This window comes from Ruegeria sp. CF3 (assembly GCF_056537365.1).
The window spans coordinates 705,169-724,369 of the sequence record NZ_JBQFRK010000002.1; the positions used below are offsets into that span (position 1 = coordinate 705,169).

The window sequence follows — 19,201 nt, forward strand, 5'->3', positions numbered from 1 at the left end:
CTCTAGCCCTGATTGGTAGAGTACGATCGCAGCCGGGTCCACCGGCACGGCATCTCTCAATCGTTCTGTCCCGACCAGCCTCGCCTGAATGAGGTCGGCGCTGCGCCGTATCGTTTCTTGAACCGAACTGTCAGTTGGGTCGCGCTGCCAAAACCCGTGGCGGCCGCAATTTCAGCAACGGTCATTTCTGTTTCGCTTAGCAACGCGTAGGCGCGCGCCACACGCAATTCGATATAGAATTGTACCGGGGAAACCTCGACATACTTTTGAAACAGCCGCTCCAACTGTCGGCGAGAAATCTGAACGATCTTGGCAATCTCAGAGATATCCAGAGGCTCTTCCAGATTCTCATGCATGATCTGGATGGCGTTGATCAGGTATTGGTTCCGACTGCCCAACGCGACAGAAAACGCGGATTTCTGGAGCGTTTTTTGATTGTTGGATCGTGAGTGGATGCACATGTCCGAGACGATGATGGCCAGATCCTTTCCGAAGTCGGTTTCAATCATGTCCAGTACCATATCGGTTGCCGCGTTACCTCCACCGCATGTCATCAGATCATTGTCAATCTCATACAGGTTAGCCGATGGTGTCAGGTGTTCGAAGTGTTCAACAAAGGCGGGTTGGTTTTCCCAATGCAGTGTGAACCTCTTGCCGGTCAGCATACCTGCCTTGGCCAGCGTAAATGCGCCGGTACAAATTCCACCAAGCTTGCAGCCAAACGCTTTCTGACGGCTGATCCACGAAAGGATCGTTGAATTAATGCTTTCCGATGGTTCGATCCCTGAACACACAAACAATCTGGATGATCGCGGTAAATTATGCAGAGCCAAGTCAGCTGCTATTTCGACTCCATTGGAGCATCGAACAGGGTTCCCATCCTCGGAGATCAGAAACCACTTGTAGAGCTCTTTGTTGGTGACCTGATTGGCGATCCTCAGCGGTTCAACCGCTGCGCTAAAGGCAAGCATGGTGAGTTTCGGCAGTAACAGAAAATAGATCTCGTTGGATGGTCCGTCATAATCGATGTCGAACGTCGCGGCCCCTTTCGGAACGAAATTCCTAGGTTTCATGCTCTCTTTTCCTAGTGCGGACCTGGATGGTAAACCGACCCGTACAAAATCGCATCGATCGAAACACCAGCGTATCAACTTCGCAGATCACAAGCGAGAGGTCCTACGACAACAATTAGCCAGCGCGTAGCTGCGAACTTGTCTTAAAGACGGCAACTGAGGATTTAGCCGGGCCAATATTTGGGCCGGTGGCAAAGCATTGTTAACTGGACTAACAATCGTATCTGTCGTCAACCTCATGAATGGTGAATGCCAAAAGGTCAGGCCCAGTGTGGTATCAACCGCATTCGACTGCGCTGTCGATTCACACGATCAAGCTAAACAGCCTGAGTTTTGCCTGCAAATCGCCGATTTCGTACACTTTCGGGCGATGCATCATAGTGATCCCGGAACGCACGCACCAATGCACTTGTGGAAGAAAAGCCCGTAGCAGTCGCCACTTCAAGATAGGTCATCTCGGTAAATTGAAGCAGGCCATAGGCCCGTTCTAGGCGAAGTTCCCGATACGTTGTCAGCAGTTTTACACCCGTTCTGTCCAGAAACCGCCGCTGTAACTGGCGCGTTGATGTACCAAGCGCCATCGCAAGTTCCGGTATCCTAAGCGGATCCTCCAGACTGTTCTGCATCTTTTCAACAACCTGTCGCACCATTGGGTCGGCTTTTGAACGTCTGATCAATCGAGCTGCCAGTTGGCTTGCGCATGTAGTTTGCCTGTCGGCCAACCCGATATAGCTGCGTACTGACTCGGCAAGATGCTCGCCGTGATCAAAGGCAACAAAATCGGACAACAAACGCAACGTGCCCAATCTGGTTGATGCGCTATGGGTGCGGCTATCTGAGGACCAGTATGTACCCGAACCGACGTCGATCAGTCCAACCTCTTGCGCTGCGGCAGAAAAGTTGGGGTGAACCGATGCAATTCGCTTGGTTGCGCGAGCGGTCTGGGCGAGAAGAAACACTGCACCGCCAACGAGAATTGATCGGGAGGACAGGTTCAATACTTGGGCGATCCAGGTTTTGTCCGACGGTGTCAGAGGCCAGCTTTTGTAGATATCCCCCCAGAAAATCGCGGTTCGCCCGGCCCAGTGCAAGGGTCCGCCCGCCGCGCCGTCGGCAATGGTGCGGATATTTGTAATGTATGTATGGCCTTCGTTCAGTTCATTTAGGGCACGATAGAAATCAACCAGCATATCTGCCGATGCTTCCGCTTCGGCCTCGCAAAGAATGATCTCGATATGATGATCTCGTTTGGGTCTTGCCAACGTGGTTTCGGTCAAATGCGCATGGTCATTTACAGGGACATAATGCTTCATTTCTCCTCCACCTTCTTTAGCGCTTCGGCCGCGAACAGTCGTTCCCGAATTCGGATTGAAACCCCCGCCAGTTGGCGGGGGTTTATTGATTGAGGTTTATTCAGCTGCGTCCATGTATTCGGTCATTGGCGGGCATGTGCAGATGAGGTTTCTGTCGCCGTATGCGTTGTCGACGCGGTTGACGGGGGACCAGTATTTGTCGACGCCCATGGAGCCTGGGGGGAAGCAGGCCTGTTCACGGGTGTAGGGACGGTCCCAGTCGCCGACCAGATCGCGCACCGTGTGGGGAGCGTTTTTCAGCGGGTTGTTTTCCGCGTCGATCTTGCCGTCGATGATGTCCTGTGCCTCGGAGCGGATGGACAGCATGGCGTCGCAGAAGCGGTCCAGCTCATCCATGGGTTCCGATTCCGTGGGCTCGACCATCAGGGTGCCGGCCACCGGCCAGGACATGGTGGGCGCGTGGAAGCCGCTGTCCACCAGACGTTTGGCAATGTCATCGACGCTGACATGGGCCGCCTCGTCCAGCGGGCGGGTGTCGAGGATGCATTCATGCGCCACGCGACCCGTTTCCGAGGTGTAGAGGATCGGGTAGGCATCCTTGAGCCGCGCCGCGATGTAGTTGGCGTTCAGGATCGCCACCTTGGTCGCCTGCGTCAGACCCGCGCCGCCCATAAGCAGCACATAGGCCCAGCTAACCGGCAGGATGGACGGAGACCCAAAGGGCGCCGCCGAGACCGGACCCACGGCAGTGCCGTATTCCGGGTGGCCGGGCAGATGCTCGGTCAGATGCGCCTTGACGCCGATCGGACCCATGCCGGGGCCGCCGCCGCCATGGGGGATGCAGAAGGTCTTGTGCAGGTTCAGGTGGCTGACGTCACCGCCGATGTCTCCGGGACGCGACAGGCCGACCATGGCGTTCATGTTGGCGCCGTCGATATAAACCTGACCGCCGTGATCATGGGTGATCTGGCAGACCTCCTGCACGGTGGTCTCGAACACGCCATGGGTCGAGGGGTAGGTGATCATGCAGGCGGCCAGATGATCGGAGTGCTTTTCGGCCTTGGCGCGGAAGTCATTCAGATCAATGTTGCCATTCTCATCCGCCTGCACAGGCACAACCTGCCAGCCCACCATCTGGGCCGAGGCCGGGTTGGTGCCATGCGCCGAGGTCGGGATCAGGCAGACGTTCCGCTGCCCTTCGCCGCGGGCGAAGTGGTAGTTACGGATGGTCAGCAGGCCCGCATATTCGCCCTGCGCCCCCGAGTTGGGCTGCTGGCTGATCGCGTCATAGCCGGTGATCTGGCACAGCTTGTCGTTCAGATCATCGATCATCTCGTGATAGCCCTGCGCCTGATCTTCGGGGCAGAACGGGTGCAGGTTGCCGAACTCGGGCCAGGTGACCGGGATCATCTCGATCGTGGCGTTCAGCTTCATGGTGCACGAGCCCAGCGGGATCATCGCCCGGTCCAGCGCCAGGTCGCGGTCGGCCAGACGGCGCATGTAGCGCGTGATCTCGGCCTCGGCCCGGTTCTTGTGGAAGATCGGGTGGGTCAGGTACTCGCTTTCGCGCAGCGCGTAATCCGGCAGGCGATAGGCCACGTTCGAGCTGTCATCCTTGCGGTCGATGCCGAAGGCCCCCCAGACCGCCTCGATGGTCTCGGGCCGGGTCTGTTCGTCCAGGCTGATGCCCACTTTCGTGTCGCCGACCTTACGCAGGTTGACGCCCCGGGCCACAGCGGCCTCCATGACCGTTTTCTGCAGATGGCCAACCTCAACCGTGATCGTGTCGAAGAACACTTCCGGCTCCACAGCAAAGCCTGCCTCTTCCAGACCGGCGGCCAAACGCGAGGTCTTGCGGTGCACCGATTGCGCGATGGCCTTGATGCCGTCGGGGCCGTGATACACGGCATACATCGAGGCAATCACCGCCAGCAGCGCCTGCGCGGTGCAGACATTCGAGTTGGCTTTCTCACGCCGGATGTGCTGTTCGCGGGTCTGCAGCGCCAGGCGGTAAGCCTTGTTGCCCCGGCTGTCGATGCTGACACCGATGATCCGGCCCGGCATCGAGCGCTTCAGCTTGTCGGTGGTCGCCATATACGCGGCGTGCGGGCCACCATAGCCCATCGGCACACCAAAGCGCTGGGTCGAGCCGATGGCGATATCCGCGCCCATCTCACCGGGCGACTTCAGCAGCGCCAGCGACAGGATATCGGCGGCGACGATGGCAATCGCCTTGTGTTCATGCAGGGCCGCAATCTCGGCGGTGAAGTCGCGCACATGGCCATGGGTGCCGGGGTACTGGAAGATGGCGCCAAAGACCGCGCCCGCATCCAGCGTGTCCGGATCAGCCACCTGCACCTCGATGCCCAGAGGCTCGGCGCGCGTTTTAATCACCGCGATGGTCTGCGGGTGGCAGTTCTTGTCGACAAAGAAGGCTGCATTGTTGGCCTTGGACCGGCCGCCGCGCTTGGCCATCGCCATGGCTTCCGCCGCAGCAGTCGCTTCGTCCAGCAAGGACGCGTTGGCCACGTCCAGCCCGGTCAGGTCGCTGACCATGGTCTGGAAGTTCAACAGCGCCTCAAGTCGGCCCTGGCTGATCTCGGGCTGATAAGGCGTGTAGGCCGTGTACCAGGCCGGGTTCTCCAGAATGTTGCGCAGGATCGGCGCCGGCGTGGTGGTGCCATAATAGCCCTGACCGATCAGCGAGGTCAGAACCTTGTTCTTGCTCGCCACCTCTTTCATGTGAAAGAGCGCATCGCGCTCGGTCATCGCCGGACCCCAGTCCAGCGGCTCTTTCTGCCGGATCGCGGGCGGGACGGTGGCGTCGATCAGCTCGTCTAGCGTCTTGAAGCCGATCACCTTGAGCATGTCGCGCATCTCGGTCGGGCTGGGCCCGATATGGCGGCGGTTGGCGAAGTCATAGGCTTCGTAATCGGTCAGTTTGAAGGCCATGTGTGCGCTCCTCAAGGATAGGTCAGGCCCGGCGGAGACGGCAGGAGCCTCCGGCGGAAGTATTTGGAAACAGATGAAGGGGCGGGGCCGCGCACGGACCCGCCGCCTGAGTTAACCGATGAAGGCCTTGTAGCCGGCCTCGTCCATCAGGTCTTCGAGCTGCGAGGCGTCCGCGATCTTGATCTTGTAGATCCAGGCCTCGCCTTCGGGGTCTTCGTTCAGCGCGCCGGGATTGTCGGCCAGCGCCTCGTTCACCTCGGTGATCTCGCCGTCGACCGGTGCGTAAAGCTCGGACGCCGCCTTGACGGATTCAATCACGCCGATCTCGCCGCCTTTTTCGAACTCGTCGCCTGCTTCCTGCTGTTCCACGAACACCACGTCACCCAACTGCTCGGCGGCGTGTTTGGTGATGCCCAGCGTGGCGGTGTCGCCGTCAACGCTCAGCCATTCATGCTCTTCGGAATAATAGGTTGCCATGTCTCTCTCTCCTGACTTCAACGCTTGTAATTCTGTTTGACGAAGGGCAGCGCCACGATCTCAGCCGGTTGCGGCTTGCCCCGGATGATCAGGTTCACCTTCTCGCCCGGCTCGCCATGGCCTTTGCTCACATAGCCCATCGCCACCGGTCCACCCACCGTGGGGCCAAACACGCCCGAGGTGATCTGACCGATGCTGTTGCCCTCAAGGCACCGCACTTCCACACCCTGACGCGCAGGCGCACGGCCTTCGGGCTTGATGCCCACCAGCTTGCGCGCGGGACCTTCGGCCAGTTCCTTTTGCACGCGGGCCGCGCCCGGGAAACCGCCCTCTTCCTTGCGGCGCTTTTGCATCGCCCAGCCCAGCGAGGCCTCGACCGGCGAGGTGCTCTGGTCGATGTCATTGCCATAAAGGCACAGACCTGCCTCAAGCCGCAGGCTGTCGCGCGCGCCCAGACCGGCCGGCTCGCAATCCTCATGCGCCAGAAAGGCTTTGGTGATCTCGATCGCCTTGTCCTCGGGGATCGAGATCTCGTAGCCATCCTCGCCGGTATAGCCCAGCCGCGAGATACGGCACTCAACACCGTTGATATCGGCAACCGTGGTTTCCATGAACTTTAGATCACGCGCGGCGGGGCACAGTTCGCCCACAACGTTTTCCGCCGCAGGGCCCTGAACCGCCACCAGCGCGCGGTCGAAAATCTCGATCACTTCAACGCCTTCAAGGTGCTCACGCATATGCGGAATGTCCTGATGCCGCAGCGCCGCGTTCACCACCACAAAGTAATGATCGCCCGCATTCGACACGATCAGGTCATCCATGATCCCGCCTTCTGCGTTCGTAAAGAACCCGTACCGCGCCTTGCCTTCCTTCAGCGTCGCATAGGCCTGCGGGCAAAGCGCTTCCAGCTTCTCACCCACATTCTCGCCCCGCAAAATCACCTGACCCATATGAGACACATCAAACACCGCCGCCTTCTCACGACACTGCTTATGCTCCCCCATAATCCCCAAAGGATACTGAACAGGCATCTCCCATCCCGCAAAATCAACCAACTTACCCCCCAACTCAACATGCAAAGCGTGAAGAGGCGTGCGTTTTAAGGATGAAGTCATGGTGGCCACCTGCTCTGTATCAGTTACCAAGAAACGTTCCTGTCAGTCTGACCCAAGCTGCACAGATTGCAACGATTCAGCCCAGGATTTCAGCGGATCGCCTCGATCACGGCAGAACAGTATACGGGTGCATGCATCAATAATGTTCCTATAGGAAACTTTTTTCCGTTAGGCAACACTCCTTGTTCGGAGTCAGTAAAACTGTGCCGAGCACCCGCCCATAGCTGGTGGACATCCCCGATAGTAACTTGGTTTCGCGTGGAAAATCATGAAATGGTCTTCAACTTACCTTCATTCCTCAAGGGAATGAACTGCGCGATCAAGCACCCTGAGACCCGCAACCAAATCCTCTTCGGCTGTGTCTTCGGCAAAATCGTGGCTGATTCCGTCAATCGACGGGACAAAGAGCATCGCAACCGGCATCAGGCGCGAGACATTGGTGGCATCGTGGAGCGCTCCGGATGGCATATTGCGCCAACGCCCAGGCGCAATGGCCTGCGCGCCGCTTTCCAGCGCACCGCGCAAAACCGGGTCCATGCTGACGGGCTCTAACCCCAGCATCGGGCCGTAGGTTAGTGTTACGCCCTGCTCTTCGGCAATCTGCTGTGCGGTCGCGCGAATGATGTCTTCCATACGCTCCAGACGCTCAGGATCGCCGTCGCGCCATTGCATCGAAAACCGCACCCGTCCCGGCACGATAGAGGACGCATTGGGGTGAACATCAACACGCCCGATGGTCCAGACGGTTTGCGGCGTGACCACATTACGGAAACGGTCATTGAGGCGCGTGTTGAACAGCGACAGGGCCTGAAACGCGTCACGTCGCAAGTGCATTGGCGTGGTTCCAGCATGGTTTTGCTGGCCTTGGAAGGTGATGACCATATCGCGGATGCCGACGATATCGGTGACAACGCCGATCTGTTCACCGGCTGCATCCAGTGCCGGGCCCTGTTCGATGTGCATTTCGATGAAACCGCTAAACCGAGCAGGATCAACAAAGCCTTGCGACTTCTTTGCCATTTCAGCCCGCGCGCTGCCAAAGGTGACGCCTGAGCCATCAGTCAGCACGTCCGCCTGTTCCAAAGATAATCCACCTGACCAGACCGCCGATCCGGTGGTGACGCCGAACCGCCCCTCTTCGTCCTGAAAACTGACGACCGAGATGGGTCGATCACTAGAACGCGCGATTTCCAGTGCCGCAATGAAGCCCAGGGCTCCGTCCAGCCAACCGCCCTCGGGCTGGCTGTCGGAATGCGAGCCCATCAGCAATGATCGGCCTTCGGCCAACCCGAACATGTTTCCAACCGGGTCGACATGCGGGGTCAGCCCAGCCTCGGCCATGCGCGCGGCGAGCCACTGGCGCGCGGCGATATCAGCTTTGGAATAGGCGGGACGGATGACGCCCTTGCCGACGCCCGAAGCCCCGAATGAACGCAGCGTGTGCAGATCGGTCAGAAACCGTGTGTGATCGACAGCCATGGGTCCTCCTTGTCGGGGTGACCATAGCGGTAAACTTCGCCTGATATAGGAGTTTTTTCGGGCCCGCGTGAAAGCCCTCTGGTCCCGGCCCCGAACCTGCCCTAAGACGTCAACGCAAGAGGGATCATCATGTCACATATCACATTAGTGCGCCACGGGCAGGCCAACACAACCGCACGGGATGAGCTGAGCTATGACCGGCTGAGCGAACTCGGTCACCAACAGGCCCGTTGGCTGGGCGCGCATTTGCGCGATACCCGCCTGCATTACCCTCGGGTTTATTGCGGCACACTCAACCGGCACGTGGAAACTGCGGCCAGCATGGGGCTGCCGCAGCCAACTCGGGATGCGCGGCTGAATGAGATCGAGTATTTCACCCTTGCCCAGTTATTCCAACAGCAGCACGGGGTTGAAATACCAACCGACCGCGAAGGCTTTGTCGAGCACTTGCCCCGCACCTTTGCCGCCTGGTCCCGGGGCGAGATCGAAGATACGCCAGAATCCTTTGAAGAGTTCGAGACTCGCGTTCGCGATGCTCTGCGTGAGATAGGCACCGAAGGCGGTCCGGCAATTGTCGTGACCTCGGGCGGGCTGATCTCGATGGTGGTGCGGCAGGCGATGGGCTTGGACATCCCATCGATGGCGCGGGTGGCGCTTGCCATCATGAACACGTCGATGCATCGTCTGCACCCGATTGGCGCGCAGCTAAGTCCGGTTCTGTTCAACGCAGTGCCCCATCTGGAAGCGCCAGACCGTCAGTTCGCGCAGACCCATCTGTAAGGAGGCTACAATGCAACTTTATTATGCCCCCCGCACAATCTCGGTCGCCGTGGCAATTGCGCTGGAAGAGGCCGGGCTTGAGTATGAGGCCATCCAACTGGACTTTGCCGGAGGTGAGCAAACCAAACCCGCCTATAAGCAGATCAATCCAAAAGGTCGGGTCCCGGCACTGGTTGTGGATGGCGTCATTCTGACCGAAACCGGAGCGTTGCTGGAATACACTGCCGCTAAAGCGCCTGAGGCGGGATTGGTGCCATCAGATCCGGTTATGGCGGCGCGGATGCGAGAGGTGATGTTTTATCTCGCCTCGACCATGCATGTGAACCATGCCCACAAGATGCGCGGGCCCCGTTGGGCAGACAAGAAATCCAGCTGGAAAGACATGAAGGACAAAGTCGCGCAAAACATGACTGAGTCCTGCGCATATATCTCGTCGAACGGGTTGCGTGGGCCGTTTGTTTTGGGCGAGGCGTTCTCGCTGGCCGACGCGTACCTGTACGTGGTTTGCAGCTGGCTGGAGGGCGACGGTGTTGACGTCTCGGCCTTTCCAAAGATCATCGCCTTCCGAGAAGCGATGGAGGCGCGTCCCTCGGTACAGGCGGTACGCGCTGCCGGTATGCTCTGACAAAAGGAATTGGAATGACACATCTCTGGGTCCGGGCAGAACAGCGCCCGAACGAGGAACGGGTCGGGCTGACCCCCGAAGGCACTGCCGCGTTGATCGCGGCAGGCATCCGCGTGACGGTCGAGGAAAGTTCCGTCCGCGCCATCGCAATTGATGGCTACAAGGACGCGGGCTGTGAAATCGCGGCTGAGAATTCCTGGCCCAATGCCCCGCTGGACGCGATCATCTTTGGCCTCAAGGAGCTGCCCGAGGACGGCACGCCCCTGCCCCACCGCCATATCATGTTCGGCCATGCCTATAAGGGGCAACATTCAGGACGCGCGCTTTTGCAGCGGTTCAAGGCTGGCGGCGGCACACTTTATGATCTGGAGTATCTGGTCGAGGAAAACGGCCGCCGGGTTGCCGCTTTCGGCTATTGGGCTGGATACGCGGGGGCTGCCGTGACGCTCAAGACATGGGCGGCCCAGCAACGAAATGAAGAATGCCCGCCGGTTGGTGTTTATAAGAACAAAGACACGTTGAATGCCGAATTGCTGGCCGAGCTGGACTCCACCGGCGCCGACCGTCCCCGCGCCATCGTCATCGGTGCGTTGGGCCGTGTTGGCACAGGCGCGGCTGATCTCTGCGAGGCAATGGGCGTCAGCGTTACCAAGTGGGACATGGCCGAAACCGCCCGCGGCGGACCATTCCCAGAAATCCTCGATCACGACCTGTTCTTGAACTGTATCTTCGCTCGTCCCGGCACACCGGTCTTTGTCCCACGGTCAGCGCTGACCACCTCGCGGAACCTTACAGCTATCGGCGATGTGGCCTGCGACCCGGATAGCGATTACAACCCAGTGCCGGTCTATGACCGCGCGACCACATGGGATGCCCCCGCCTTGCGCGTGGCCACCGATCCGGTGATGGATGTTATGGCGATCGACAACCTGCCGTCGATGCTGCCTGTCGAAAGTTCCGAGGACTACGCGGCGCAATTACTTCCGTCGTTGTTGACCCTCACCGATCTGGATAGCGGCGTCTGGGGCCGGGCAGAAGCAACTTACAAAACTCATATTGAAGGGATCTGAGCGATGACGATTCACTGGTGCGGCACCGGCCTGTCGGCCATCCCCGGCCTGCGCCGTCTTATTGAAGGCGGGCACAAAGTCACTGTCTGGAACCGGACCATTGAGAAGGCCAAGACAGAGGTCGGTGACCTCACCGACGACATCCGCGCCTTCGACATCGACGCATTGGGTGCGGTGCTGGAAAAAGGTGATGCCATCGTATCGATGCTGCCTGGTGACTGGCATGTACCTTTGGCAGAATTGGCAATCTCGAAAGAAGCCAACTTTGTCTCTTCCTCATATATCGCACCTGAGATGCGCGCGCTGGACAGCAAGGCCCGCGAGGCCGGAGTAGCGCTGGTTAACGAAGTTGGGTTGGACCCGGGCATCGACCATCTGATGGCGCATGCGCTGGTTGCCGATTACCGCGCCTCGGACGCGTTTGATCCCCAAAACCACCTGAGCTTTATCTCTTATTGCGGAGGCGTTCCCAAGAATCCCAACCCGTTCCGCTACAAATTCAGCTGGTCACCTCTGGGTGTGCTCAAAGCGCTGCGCTCTCCTTCCAAGTCAATCCGGGACTACGCGCCGCTGGATGTCGCCCGACCTTGGGACGCGATCACCAGCTACATCGCACCGCTGCCCACTCCGGAAAGCTTCGAAGTCTACCCGAACCGCGACTCGATCCCCTTCAAGGCCGAGTACCAGTTCGAGGATCACTGGCCGGTCAAGGAATTTGTCCGTGGCACCCTGCGCCTGAACGGCTGGGCTGACGCGTGGTCGGATGTGTTCACCGAAATCGAAACGCTGTCCGGCCCCGAAGGCGATGCGCGCTTGAAAGAGATGTCGGATCAGTTCTGGGCCGAGAACGCCTATGACGAGGGCGAGCCTGACCGCGTGGTTTTATGTGTGGGCCTGAAGGCGGAAAAGGACGGCGTTGAAGTTTGGCACAAAACCTATGTCATGGATGCCTGGGGCGACGCGCGCGGGACGGCGATGGCGCGGCTGGTTTCGATCCCGGTTTCATTGGCCGTCGAGGCCGTGCTGAACCGCGCTATTCCCGCAGGAGTTCACGCTGCACCCAGCGACCCGAAGCTGGTGCAGGACTGGATGCGCGAGATCGACACGCTGGCACAGCACCTGCAGATCGTGGACCACACGGCCTAAATCACAAACAGCCGCTCCGGTACCTTCGGAGCGGCTGCGTTCTTAATGCGGCTTAACCCGCTATCGTCAGATGTATTGCGCAATCACCGCTTCAACATCACAGCGATTGATGCCCAGTTCTGACAGATCGGAATCAGAAAGCCGGTTCAGTTCCTGGGCGGCACAAACGATATCCGCCCTGATCGCGTGTATTCTCATCGCCCGGTCAAACAGCATCAATGCGCTTTTTGAAGGGGGTTGTTTCGGGATTGGGTTGGCATCCAGCATACTTGTTACCTCAGCAAAATTTAAAATGGACCGATTTCCGTTCAGCGCCGGAAAGGCTTAAACGCCGTTCAGATAGGGTATGTTCTGATAGACGTTCCGATATACGCGCCGCCTGATCTCACCACGCGGAATGCCGATATCAAAAAGCTGACGATCGCTGAGTTCTTCAAGCGCCCGGATCGTGTTCTTGTAGACCTTGCGGCGCTGCCATCCTGACTTTGGCACTGTTTGGTTCACAAGTTGGCCAAAAAGCAGATCCCGATGATCTGCTCCGGTTGCATTGACATGTGCCATGACGGTTCCTCCTAGATTCATCGCTGTGTTTGATGAACCTGATCAAAGAACTCGACATTAACCCCGACGGAAGGCCGCATTAATTTTGCTTCATACGCTAGGATAAGCTGACCCGTCGCCAGATCACCGACTACATCAGATCGTTTTCAACGTCCTCGGCTGAAATACCCAGCGCATCCAACCCGTTTTCCAGATGGTCCGACAAATGCGGTGTTCCGATCAGATAATCCGCGCAAGGCGTCGAGGCTTCGGACTTAGCCGTCGCGATCGCTTCGGCCAAATCCTCGGCAAAAAAGCTTTCTCGACCGATCCACATGACGGCCACCAGTTCTGCTTGCTCATCCTCACCCATACGGTCGATGAATGCGCGCAATTCGCCCTCGGCCCGGTCCAGTTCACGCCCCATCATGGCGACCTGGGCGATCTTTCTTGCCGAGATTTCCAACATCTGTCTCAACTCCTCGTGTTCGCGGTCCAGGCATTTCTGCACGATCCCACAGATGACCGTCTTTGATCTTGCGCAAAGCGGAGGGCTTTAGTGCCGCGACCGGGATACAGGCTGATCGGGAACCGGCGCGGTACGAAACGGGCTGAACCGCGCCCGTTTGAACCACAGCTTCACAGCCTGCCAGTGGATCAGAAACACCGCCCGGCGCGCGCCGAACGGACGCCGCCAGAGAGACTTTAGAATGATCCGGTTGCTGTACGGCTGGCGCGGACCGGTCAGCGTGGCAATCAAACCGCCTCGGGCACGCCCATAATCGATCCAGACACCAACACGTTCGTCCTGATAGTCAAAGTGGAAGGTATAGGTGCCCTCGATCTTCTGAAACGGAGAGACATGCATCAGCTTGTCCGCAAGTATCCGATCGGTAGGTGCAATCGGTGAAAGATCGGGTTTGTGGCACAAGTAGCTATGGCGTGTGCCATAAGTGTTGGTCACCTCGGCCACCACAGCATAAAGCTGGTTATCTTTATCAAAACAGAACCAGAAACTGACCGGATTGAACACATGCCCTAACACACGGGGTTGTGTCAGCAAGGTCATCCTGTCCGGTTGTGGAATATCTTGCGCCTCAAAGCACTCACGCAGCCAGATCGCCCCGCGACCCTGACCAGGTTCACCCCCATGATCACAATCTCGCCAGCTTGTCAGGTTCGCGCCATTGATCGAAAACAGGGATGGGGTCTTGGGGTGGGCCTCGGGGTCTAGCAAGATGTAATCGACGGAATAGCGAAACGCATTCTCGACCGCACCTTTGCGCCCGTGAAAGGTATGGCCCGCGATATAATCAATTCTGTTCATGAAACAGATTTTCCGTCCTGCCCGCAAATCATTCAATTGACATGCATTTCCGCATATCTGGTATCTCACAATACGATATTCAGCCGGTTTTGGATGAAATTTATCCAACCGACTGATCCACCTTGGGTGTCCCCACGTATTGTGTTTATGTTTACCGAGACTGACACCGCGACATTGGACGAACCGGCGGCAGAAGCTGCTGGAAGAATTGTTTGGCGCGGACCTAAGCGTTTTAAGGGCAACTCGGTGAACGGACAGAATAATACTTGTGGCGCCAGAAAGGATTGGGTGGAACACGTCCGTCGAATCCGAGACGCTCAGGATCAGGCGGCCTTCGCCGAACTTTTTCAGCATTTCGCGCCTCGTATCAAGGCGTTCCTGATCAAGTCCGGTTCGGATGCCGCCCTGGCTGAAGAATGCGCGCAGGAGGTCATGGCGACCTTGTGGCACAAGGCGCATCTGTTTGACCCGACAAGGGCAACGGTTGCGACCTGGGTGTTCACGATCGCAAGGAACAAGCGCATTGACGTATTGCGCAAGCAACGCCGCCCCGAACCCGAAGACCTCGGGTGGGGGCCGGAGGCGGAGCCGGAACAGGAAGACGTTCTAGCGCTGCAACAGGAAACCGCGCAGCTGCGTGATGCCATGGCGGCATTACCTGAGGCGCAAAGACAGCTGATCGAGAAGGCCTACTTCGGAGATCTGAGCCATCGAGAAATCGCATCTCAGACCGGGTTGCCCTTGGGAACAATCAAATCACGGATACGGCTGGCGCTGGACCGCTTGCGCCACGCGATGAACTGAGATGACGAGCATGAAAAACGAGATTAAACATCACCTGACAGACGACCTGCTGATGGCCTATGCCGCAGGCAATCTGCCCGAAGCGTTTGACCTGATGGTCGCAACGCATCTTTCTCTGTGCGACCACTGCCGCGCCCGCGCTGAAAGCTTTGACGCAGTTGGCGGATGCGTTTTGCAGGAACAAGATGTGTCAGCAAGCATGAGTGACGGTTCGCTGGCGGCAACAATGGCATTGATTGCTCAGGGCGCACCAAAGGTGAAACCCGCGCACCCGTCTTGTGCAGTTCTTCCGACACCGCTGCAGGACTATGTCGGCGGCGACGTGAACGCGATCAAATGGAAGCCCGTCGGCATGGGTGTCAAACAGGCAATCCTGCCCACTACCTGCGAAGCCACCGCCCGGTTGTTGTTTATCCCCGCCGGGGCAGCAGTGCCGGATCACAGCCATAAAGGCATCGAACTGACGATGGTCCTGCAGGGTGCATTCTCTGACGAGATCGACCGCTTCGACCGCGGCGACGTCGAAATCGCTGACCAGTCTATCCATCATACCCCTACGGCAGATATCTCTGAAGATTGCATTTGCCTGGCCGTCACTGATGCTCCACTGAAGTTCAGCAAGCTGATGCCGCGCCTGTTCCAGCCATTCCTTCGAATCTGACCCGTCGTGGTAGGGTTGTTTATCGACGCTAACTAAATCGGGGTTTACAATGTTCTTAAGGATGGCAGTCACAGCGCTTTTGCTGACTTTTGGAGCCAGCGTTTCCGCACAGATGTCCGCAGACGTTAAATTCCAACCGGGCAATTTCGGCACGATGGTGAACGGTACTGTCACCGGCGACGAATACTTCGACTATAAACTCGGAGCCAAGGCTGGGCAGGAGATGTTCGCCGACCTTAAGGTCAGTGACACCAATGGCAACGGCGTGATCTATTTCAACATCTTGCCGCCGGATAGCGACGGCGTCGCAATTTACAACGGCTCAATCGATGGAAATACCGCCCGGATCGAGCTTCCCGATGATGGCGACTACACCATACGTGTTTATCTGATGGGTAACGATCGCGACACAGGCAAGACGGTTGGTTACAATTTGGACCTGTCGATCCAATAACGCTTACCCTTCGGTTTTGCCCAGCGGCACGACGTTTGTTTGGTCATCCGGCGCAAGCTCTTCGAAATCGAAATTATCCAACCGTTGCGCCCGGCGACCCGCCTTTTCCGCGCTGATCTTGATTTCCGAGATATCCTTTGCAGCCTGCCCGAAATGACGGTCGAGGTTCGACACCCGGTCGCCTAAACGTTCCACATCCTTATGCAGCAGCCCCAATTCCTTGCGGATCGCACCGGCCTGTTCGCGCATGCGCGCATCTTTAAGGATCGCCCGCATGGTGTTCAGCGTCGCCATGCAAGTTGTGGGTGAAACGATCCAAACGCGTTTCGAGAAACTCTCTTGCACCAATTCAGGGAACTTGGCGTGCAGCTCGGCATAGACTGCCTCAGAGGGCAGAAACATCAGCGCCCCATCTGCAGTTTCACCGTCCAGAATGTACTTCTCGGCAATATCGTTGATGTGCTTACGCACGGTACTGCGGAACATTTGTACCGCTGCTTTCAGCTCCATATCATTGGTCGATCCGATCAGTGCCTCATAGGCTTCCAGCGGGAACTTACTGTCGATCACGATCGGTCCGGGAGGGTTCGGCAGGTTGATCAGGCAATCAGCGCGCCGTCCGTTCGATAACGTGGCCTGCAGCAGAAAACTATCTGATGGCAGCGCCTTCGAAACGATATCGTTCAGCTGAATTTCCCCGAAAGCCCCGCGCGTCTGCTTGTTCGACAGAATATCCTGCAATGACAGCACGTCGCCTGAAAGCTTGGTGATATTGTCCTGCGCCTTGTCGATGGCTGCCAGACGTTCCTGCAATTGCGTCAGCGAGGTCGCCGTCTGTTTCGACGAACCATGCAGCGATTCCTTCATCCGCTCCTGCATCTCAGCCAGAGCGCGCGCCGATTTCATCGCGTTATCGGCCAGCCGGTCATTCATCTGCTGTTGCACCGATGACAGGCGGGATTCAACGGTCTGGATCACCTGCACCTGCGCGTTGGCCTGCGTGTCCGAGACATGCTGTAGGCCACCCCGCAGTTGTTCCTGCCCCTGGCCAAGTTGCTGCACATGCTGCCCAAGGTGCGCCATCTGCCGGGCCAGCGGCTCCGCCATCCGAGCTGAACGCTGTGACGCTCGAAGTGACAGAAACAGAAGCAGCAGAATCAACACCACCACCCCGCCTGCAATCAGGATGATTGGGTCATTCAACGCATATTGGGTGCCAGCAATCTCGATCATATCGCCTCGGATGTTCTTGTTTTATTCTTCATAGCCCGAGCGGGCCAGCGGATCAACTGCGGCCGAACAGGCGTTCGATATCGCTCAGCTTCAGTTCCACATAAGTTGGCCGCCCGTGGTTGCACTGCCCGGAATGGGGCGTCGCCTCCATCTCGCGCAGCAGGGCATTCATCTCTTCGGCCCGCATCCGACGGCCAGACCGAACCGAGCCATGGCAGGCCACGCGGCTCAGGATCGCCTCGATCCGCGCTCGCACCATCTGGCTTTCGCCCTGATCGGCAAGCTCATCAAGGATATCGAGGATCATCGCGCGGGCATCGACCTCGCCAAGAATGGCCGGAGTTTCGCGCACGGCGATTGCCCCGCCACCAAAGGGTTCGATGGTCAATCCAAAGCGCGACAGGTCCTCTGCAACGGCCATCAGCCGCGCGCAGTCGCCGTCTGTTAGTTCGACAATTTCAGGGATCAACAACGCTTGTGCAGCAACGCCATTTTCGGCCATCTGGGACTTGAGCTTTTCGTAAACCAGCCGTTCATGTGCGGCGTGTTGATCCACGATCACCATGCCGTCTGCCGTTTGGGCGATGATGTAATTCTCGTGCACCTGCCCGCGCGCCGCCCCCAAGGGCAGGTCTTGCGGCTCATCCACCGGTGCAGTTTCGGGCACAGGTTCCATGATGCGTCCGCTATAGTCCTGCGACAGTTCCGCAAAGCCCGGAGACTGCGCCCGATAGGCCGCCTGACGCGCCGCGGGTGACGGGCGATCCATTTGATACACCCGCGCCGGGGTTGCAGGTGCGGGCTCGGGCCGCATCGCACCCAAGGTTGCGTTGGCCACGGTCGAAGATGCCCGGTGCCCGGCCTCGGCTAATGCGTGACGCAGGCTGGACACGATCAAACCACGCGCGAGGCCGGGATCGCGGAACCGAACCTCGGATTTTGCCGGATGCACATTCACATCCACCAGCGTCGGATCACAGTCGATGAACAGCGCCGCCGCCGGATGCCGGTCGCGGCTGAGGAAATCGAAATAGGCCGCACGCAGGGCACCGGTCAACATCTTGTCGCGTACGGGTCGCCCATTGACGAACAGATACTGCGCCACTGCAGCCCCGCGCGAATAGGTCGGCAGCGCGGCATAGCCATAAAGCCTGAGCCCTTCGCGTGTGGCATCGATCTGCAACGCATTCTCGGCGAACTCACGGCCAAGAACGCGCGCCAATCGGGCATGCAGCGCATCAAACAGATCGCCATTCTCGCGGTCGGCGCGGAAGGTCACGCGCCCCTCACCCCCGCCCGAGACATCGCGCAGGGTGAACGCGACCGAAGGCTCGGCCATCGCCAAACGTTTCACAATGTCTGAAATCGCCTGCGCCTCGGCCCGGTCCGTGCGCATGAACTTCAGCCGTGCCGGGGTGGCGTAAAACAGGTCTCGCAACTCAACCACAGTCCCAGCGCGCAAGGCTGCTGGCTTCACTGCATCCATTTTGCCACCGGACACCTGGATCGAGGCCGCATCAGCACCCGAGACACGGCTGGTGATGGTCAAACGCCCGACAGCCCCCAGCGAGGGCAGTGCTTCACCGCGAAATCCAAATGTGTGGATATTCAACAGATCTGACCCGTCGATCTTCGATGTCGCATGGCGCGACAGCGCCAGAGGCAAATCCCCCGCTGCGATCCCACACCCATCATCGGTGACACGAATCAGGGTCTTGCCGCCATCCGCGACCTCAATAGCGATGCGTGTGGCCCCGGCATCGATGGCGTTTTCGACCAGTTCCTTGACGGCAGAAGCAGGCCGTTCCACGACTTCACCCGCTGCAATCCGGTTGATCGCTGCGTCGTCAAGCTGTCGAATGACCGGCCGATTGTCGCTGATATTGGGGTTAGCATACACCATACCGCTAGACCTAGCATAGGTGCACGCGATTCGACCACCGGTTTGAATTGTGAAGAGCGGGCTTTAAACGAGGTATCCGGCCAGTTTGACCGCGCCGTTAAGGGGGTAGCGACTAAGGTCAAAACTGGCCGGATATACCAGAGTGAGTGGTGGTCTTGTGGTTTCCAATTGAAAGTTTGGTATCACCGAAAATGGAATAAATCTTGTTAAGAATTCGTGATTGTTTCCACTTGGCGAAGTTCAGCCGAA

Annotated in this window: 19 protein-coding genes; 7 read left to right on the forward strand and 12 right to left on the reverse strand. The window is 58.3% G+C overall.

Annotation, left to right across the window (positions count from 1 at the left end):
• Positions 1-56: 56 nt before the first annotated feature.
• The 6 genes from ACR0KC_RS10860 to ACR0KC_RS10885 all read right to left on the reverse strand — a co-directional run bounded on the left by ACR0KC_RS10860 (position 57) and on the right by ACR0KC_RS10885 (position 8,409).
• On the reverse strand, positions 57-1,073 hold the full coding sequence (locus tag ACR0KC_RS10860) for a GlxA family transcriptional regulator (RefSeq protein WP_170663629.1): 1,017 nt from the start codon (positions 1,071-1,073) through the stop codon (positions 57-59).
• Between the two features lie 317 nt (positions 1,074-1,390).
• On the reverse strand, positions 1,391-2,386 hold the full coding sequence (locus tag ACR0KC_RS10865) for a helix-turn-helix domain-containing protein (RefSeq protein WP_480771840.1): 996 nt from the start codon (positions 2,384-2,386) through the stop codon (positions 1,391-1,393).
• Positions 2,387-2,482: 96 nt separating this feature from the next.
• The gene (gcvP, locus tag ACR0KC_RS10870) at positions 2,483-5,338 is read right to left on the reverse strand and encodes an aminomethyl-transferring glycine dehydrogenase (RefSeq protein WP_170596853.1); all 2,856 of its coding nucleotides are present in this window, start codon (positions 5,336-5,338) and stop codon (positions 2,483-2,485) included.
• A gap of 111 nt (positions 5,339-5,449) precedes the next feature.
• Positions 5,450-5,815, reverse strand: coding sequence for a glycine cleavage system protein GcvH (gcvH, locus tag ACR0KC_RS10875; protein WP_170393732.1), 366 nt, complete (start codon positions 5,813-5,815; stop codon positions 5,450-5,452).
• A 17-nt stretch (positions 5,816-5,832) separates the two neighbouring features.
• Positions 5,833-6,930: a glycine cleavage system aminomethyltransferase GcvT gene (gcvT, locus tag ACR0KC_RS10880; protein WP_480439042.1), complete on the reverse strand. Its 1,098-nt coding sequence runs from the start codon at positions 6,928-6,930 to the stop codon at positions 5,833-5,835.
• 291 nt (positions 6,931-7,221) lie between these two features.
• A complete protein-coding gene (locus ACR0KC_RS10885) occupies positions 7,222-8,409 on the reverse strand; it encodes a Zn-dependent hydrolase (RefSeq protein WP_480771841.1) in 1,188 nt (395 codons plus the stop codon).
• Between the two features lie 129 nt (positions 8,410-8,538).
• Here ACR0KC_RS10885 and ACR0KC_RS10890 point away from each other — a divergent pair, with 129 nt between their 5' ends.
• Genes ACR0KC_RS10890 through ACR0KC_RS10905 form a run of 4 tightly spaced genes read left to right on the forward strand, consistent with a single transcriptional unit; the run spans position 8,539 to position 12,030 of the window.
• Entirely contained in the window at positions 8,539-9,189 is a 651-nt protein-coding gene (locus tag ACR0KC_RS10890) for a histidine phosphatase family protein (RefSeq protein ID WP_170513888.1), read from the forward strand.
• Between the two features lie 10 nt (positions 9,190-9,199).
• Positions 9,200-9,814 carry a glutathione S-transferase family protein gene (locus tag ACR0KC_RS10895; protein WP_480706426.1) on the forward strand — a complete coding sequence of 205 codons (615 nt, stop codon included), beginning with the start codon at positions 9,200-9,202 and terminating at the stop codon, positions 9,812-9,814.
• Positions 9,815-9,828: 14 nt separating this feature from the next.
• Positions 9,829-10,884 carry a saccharopine dehydrogenase gene (locus ACR0KC_RS10900; protein ID WP_170598443.1) on the forward strand — a complete coding sequence of 352 codons (1,056 nt, stop codon included), beginning with the start codon at positions 9,829-9,831 and terminating at the stop codon, positions 10,882-10,884.
• 3 nt (positions 10,885-10,887) lie between these two features.
• Entirely contained in the window at positions 10,888-12,030 is a 1,143-nt protein-coding gene (locus ACR0KC_RS10905; protein ID WP_170637086.1) for a saccharopine dehydrogenase C-terminal domain-containing protein, read from the forward strand.
• A gap of 66 nt (positions 12,031-12,096) precedes the next feature.
• On the opposite strand, the gene ACR0KC_RS10910 is transcribed toward ACR0KC_RS10905, so the two are convergent.
• The 4 genes from ACR0KC_RS10910 to ACR0KC_RS10925 all read right to left on the reverse strand — a co-directional run bounded on the left by ACR0KC_RS10910 (position 12,097) and on the right by ACR0KC_RS10925 (position 13,897).
• On the reverse strand, positions 12,097-12,297 hold the full coding sequence (locus ACR0KC_RS10910; protein WP_480563455.1) for a DUF1127 domain-containing protein: 201 nt from the start codon (positions 12,295-12,297) through the stop codon (positions 12,097-12,099).
• A 57-nt stretch (positions 12,298-12,354) separates the two neighbouring features.
• Positions 12,355-12,591 carry a DUF1127 domain-containing protein gene (locus ACR0KC_RS10915; RefSeq protein ID WP_170394595.1) on the reverse strand — a complete coding sequence of 79 codons (237 nt, stop codon included), beginning with the start codon at positions 12,589-12,591 and terminating at the stop codon, positions 12,355-12,357.
• A gap of 130 nt (positions 12,592-12,721) precedes the next feature.
• The gene (locus tag ACR0KC_RS10920; RefSeq protein WP_170408475.1) at positions 12,722-13,039 is read right to left on the reverse strand and encodes a DUF3775 domain-containing protein; all 318 of its coding nucleotides are present in this window, start codon (positions 13,037-13,039) and stop codon (positions 12,722-12,724) included.
• An 87-nt stretch (positions 13,040-13,126) separates the two neighbouring features.
• Complete coding sequence (locus tag ACR0KC_RS10925) at positions 13,127-13,897, reverse strand: DUF1365 domain-containing protein (RefSeq protein ID WP_480771842.1); 771 nt, start codon at positions 13,895-13,897, stop codon at positions 13,127-13,129.
• Positions 13,898-14,185: 288 nt separating this feature from the next.
• On the opposite strand from ACR0KC_RS10925, the gene ACR0KC_RS10930 reads away from it, so the two are divergent.
• The 3 genes from ACR0KC_RS10930 to ACR0KC_RS10940 are packed head-to-tail and all read left to right on the forward strand — an operon-like array spanning position 14,186 to position 15,816.
• Positions 14,186-14,701, forward strand: coding sequence for a sigma-70 family RNA polymerase sigma factor (locus tag ACR0KC_RS10930; protein WP_370644455.1), 516 nt, complete (start codon positions 14,186-14,188; stop codon positions 14,699-14,701).
• Positions 14,702-14,711: 10 nt separating this feature from the next.
• A complete protein-coding gene (locus tag ACR0KC_RS10935; RefSeq protein WP_480771843.1) occupies positions 14,712-15,362 on the forward strand; it encodes a ChrR family anti-sigma-E factor in 651 nt (216 codons plus the stop codon).
• A 49-nt stretch (positions 15,363-15,411) separates the two neighbouring features.
• On the forward strand, positions 15,412-15,816 hold the full coding sequence (locus ACR0KC_RS10940) for a hypothetical protein (RefSeq protein WP_480436536.1): 405 nt from the start codon (positions 15,412-15,414) through the stop codon (positions 15,814-15,816).
• A gap of 3 nt (positions 15,817-15,819) precedes the next feature.
• Here the strand turns inward: ACR0KC_RS10940 and ACR0KC_RS10945 are convergent, their stop codons facing one another.
• Positions 15,820-17,049 (reverse strand): DNA recombination protein RmuC, encoded by a 1,230-nt coding sequence (locus ACR0KC_RS10945; RefSeq protein WP_170394608.1) that lies wholly within the window; start codon positions 17,047-17,049, stop codon positions 15,820-15,822.
• A 52-nt stretch (positions 17,050-17,101) separates the two neighbouring features.
• Positions 17,102-18,952, reverse strand: a complete 1,851-nt coding sequence (gene mutL, locus ACR0KC_RS10950) for a DNA mismatch repair endonuclease MutL (protein ID WP_480771844.1) — start codon at positions 18,950-18,952, stop codon at positions 17,102-17,104.
• Positions 18,953-19,201 lie beyond the last annotated feature (249 nt).

Excerpts from the sequence above, each read along its gene's own strand:
- ACR0KC_RS10860 (WP_170663629.1), bottom strand. The coding sequence starts at position 1,073 with ATGAAACCTAGGAATTTCGTTCCGAAAGGGGCCGCGACGTTCGACATC.
- ACR0KC_RS10865 (WP_480771840.1), bottom strand. The coding sequence starts at position 2,386 with ATGAAGCATTATGTCCCTGTAAATGACCATGCGCATTTGACCGAAACC.
- gcvP (WP_170596853.1), bottom strand. The coding sequence starts at position 5,338 with ATGGCCTTCAAACTGACCGATTACGAAGCCTATGACTTCGCCAACCGC.
- gcvH (WP_170393732.1), bottom strand. The coding sequence starts at position 5,815 with ATGGCAACCTATTATTCCGAAGAGCATGAATGGCTGAGCGTTGACGGC.
- gcvT (WP_480439042.1), bottom strand. The coding sequence starts at position 6,930 with ATGACTTCATCCTTAAAACGCACGCCTCTTCACGCTTTGCATGTTGAG.
- ACR0KC_RS10885 (WP_480771841.1), bottom strand. The coding sequence starts at position 8,409 with ATGGCTGTCGATCACACACGGTTTCTGACCGATCTGCACACGCTGCGT.
- ACR0KC_RS10890 (WP_170513888.1), top strand. The coding sequence starts at position 8,539 with ATGTCACATATCACATTAGTGCGCCACGGGCAGGCCAACACAACCGCA.
- ACR0KC_RS10895 (WP_480706426.1), top strand. The coding sequence starts at position 9,200 with ATGCAACTTTATTATGCCCCCCGCACAATCTCGGTCGCCGTGGCAATT.
- ACR0KC_RS10900 (WP_170598443.1), top strand. The coding sequence starts at position 9,829 with ATGACACATCTCTGGGTCCGGGCAGAACAGCGCCCGAACGAGGAACGG.
- ACR0KC_RS10905 (WP_170637086.1), top strand. The coding sequence starts at position 10,888 with ATGACGATTCACTGGTGCGGCACCGGCCTGTCGGCCATCCCCGGCCTG.
- ACR0KC_RS10910 (WP_480563455.1), bottom strand. The coding sequence starts at position 12,297 with ATGCTGGATGCCAACCCAATCCCGAAACAACCCCCTTCAAAAAGCGCA.
- ACR0KC_RS10915 (WP_170394595.1), bottom strand. The coding sequence starts at position 12,591 with ATGGCACATGTCAATGCAACCGGAGCAGATCATCGGGATCTGCTTTTT.
- ACR0KC_RS10920 (WP_170408475.1), bottom strand. The coding sequence starts at position 13,039 with ATGTTGGAAATCTCGGCAAGAAAGATCGCCCAGGTCGCCATGATGGGG.
- ACR0KC_RS10925 (WP_480771842.1), bottom strand. The coding sequence starts at position 13,897 with ATGAACAGAATTGATTATATCGCGGGCCATACCTTTCACGGGCGCAAA.
- ACR0KC_RS10935 (WP_480771843.1), top strand. The coding sequence starts at position 14,712 with ATGAAAAACGAGATTAAACATCACCTGACAGACGACCTGCTGATGGCC.
- ACR0KC_RS10940 (WP_480436536.1), top strand. The coding sequence starts at position 15,412 with ATGTTCTTAAGGATGGCAGTCACAGCGCTTTTGCTGACTTTTGGAGCC.
- ACR0KC_RS10945 (WP_170394608.1), bottom strand. The coding sequence starts at position 17,049 with ATGATCGAGATTGCTGGCACCCAATATGCGTTGAATGACCCAATCATC.
- mutL (WP_480771844.1), bottom strand. The coding sequence starts at position 18,952 with ATGGTGTATGCTAACCCCAATATCAGCGACAATCGGCCGGTCATTCGA.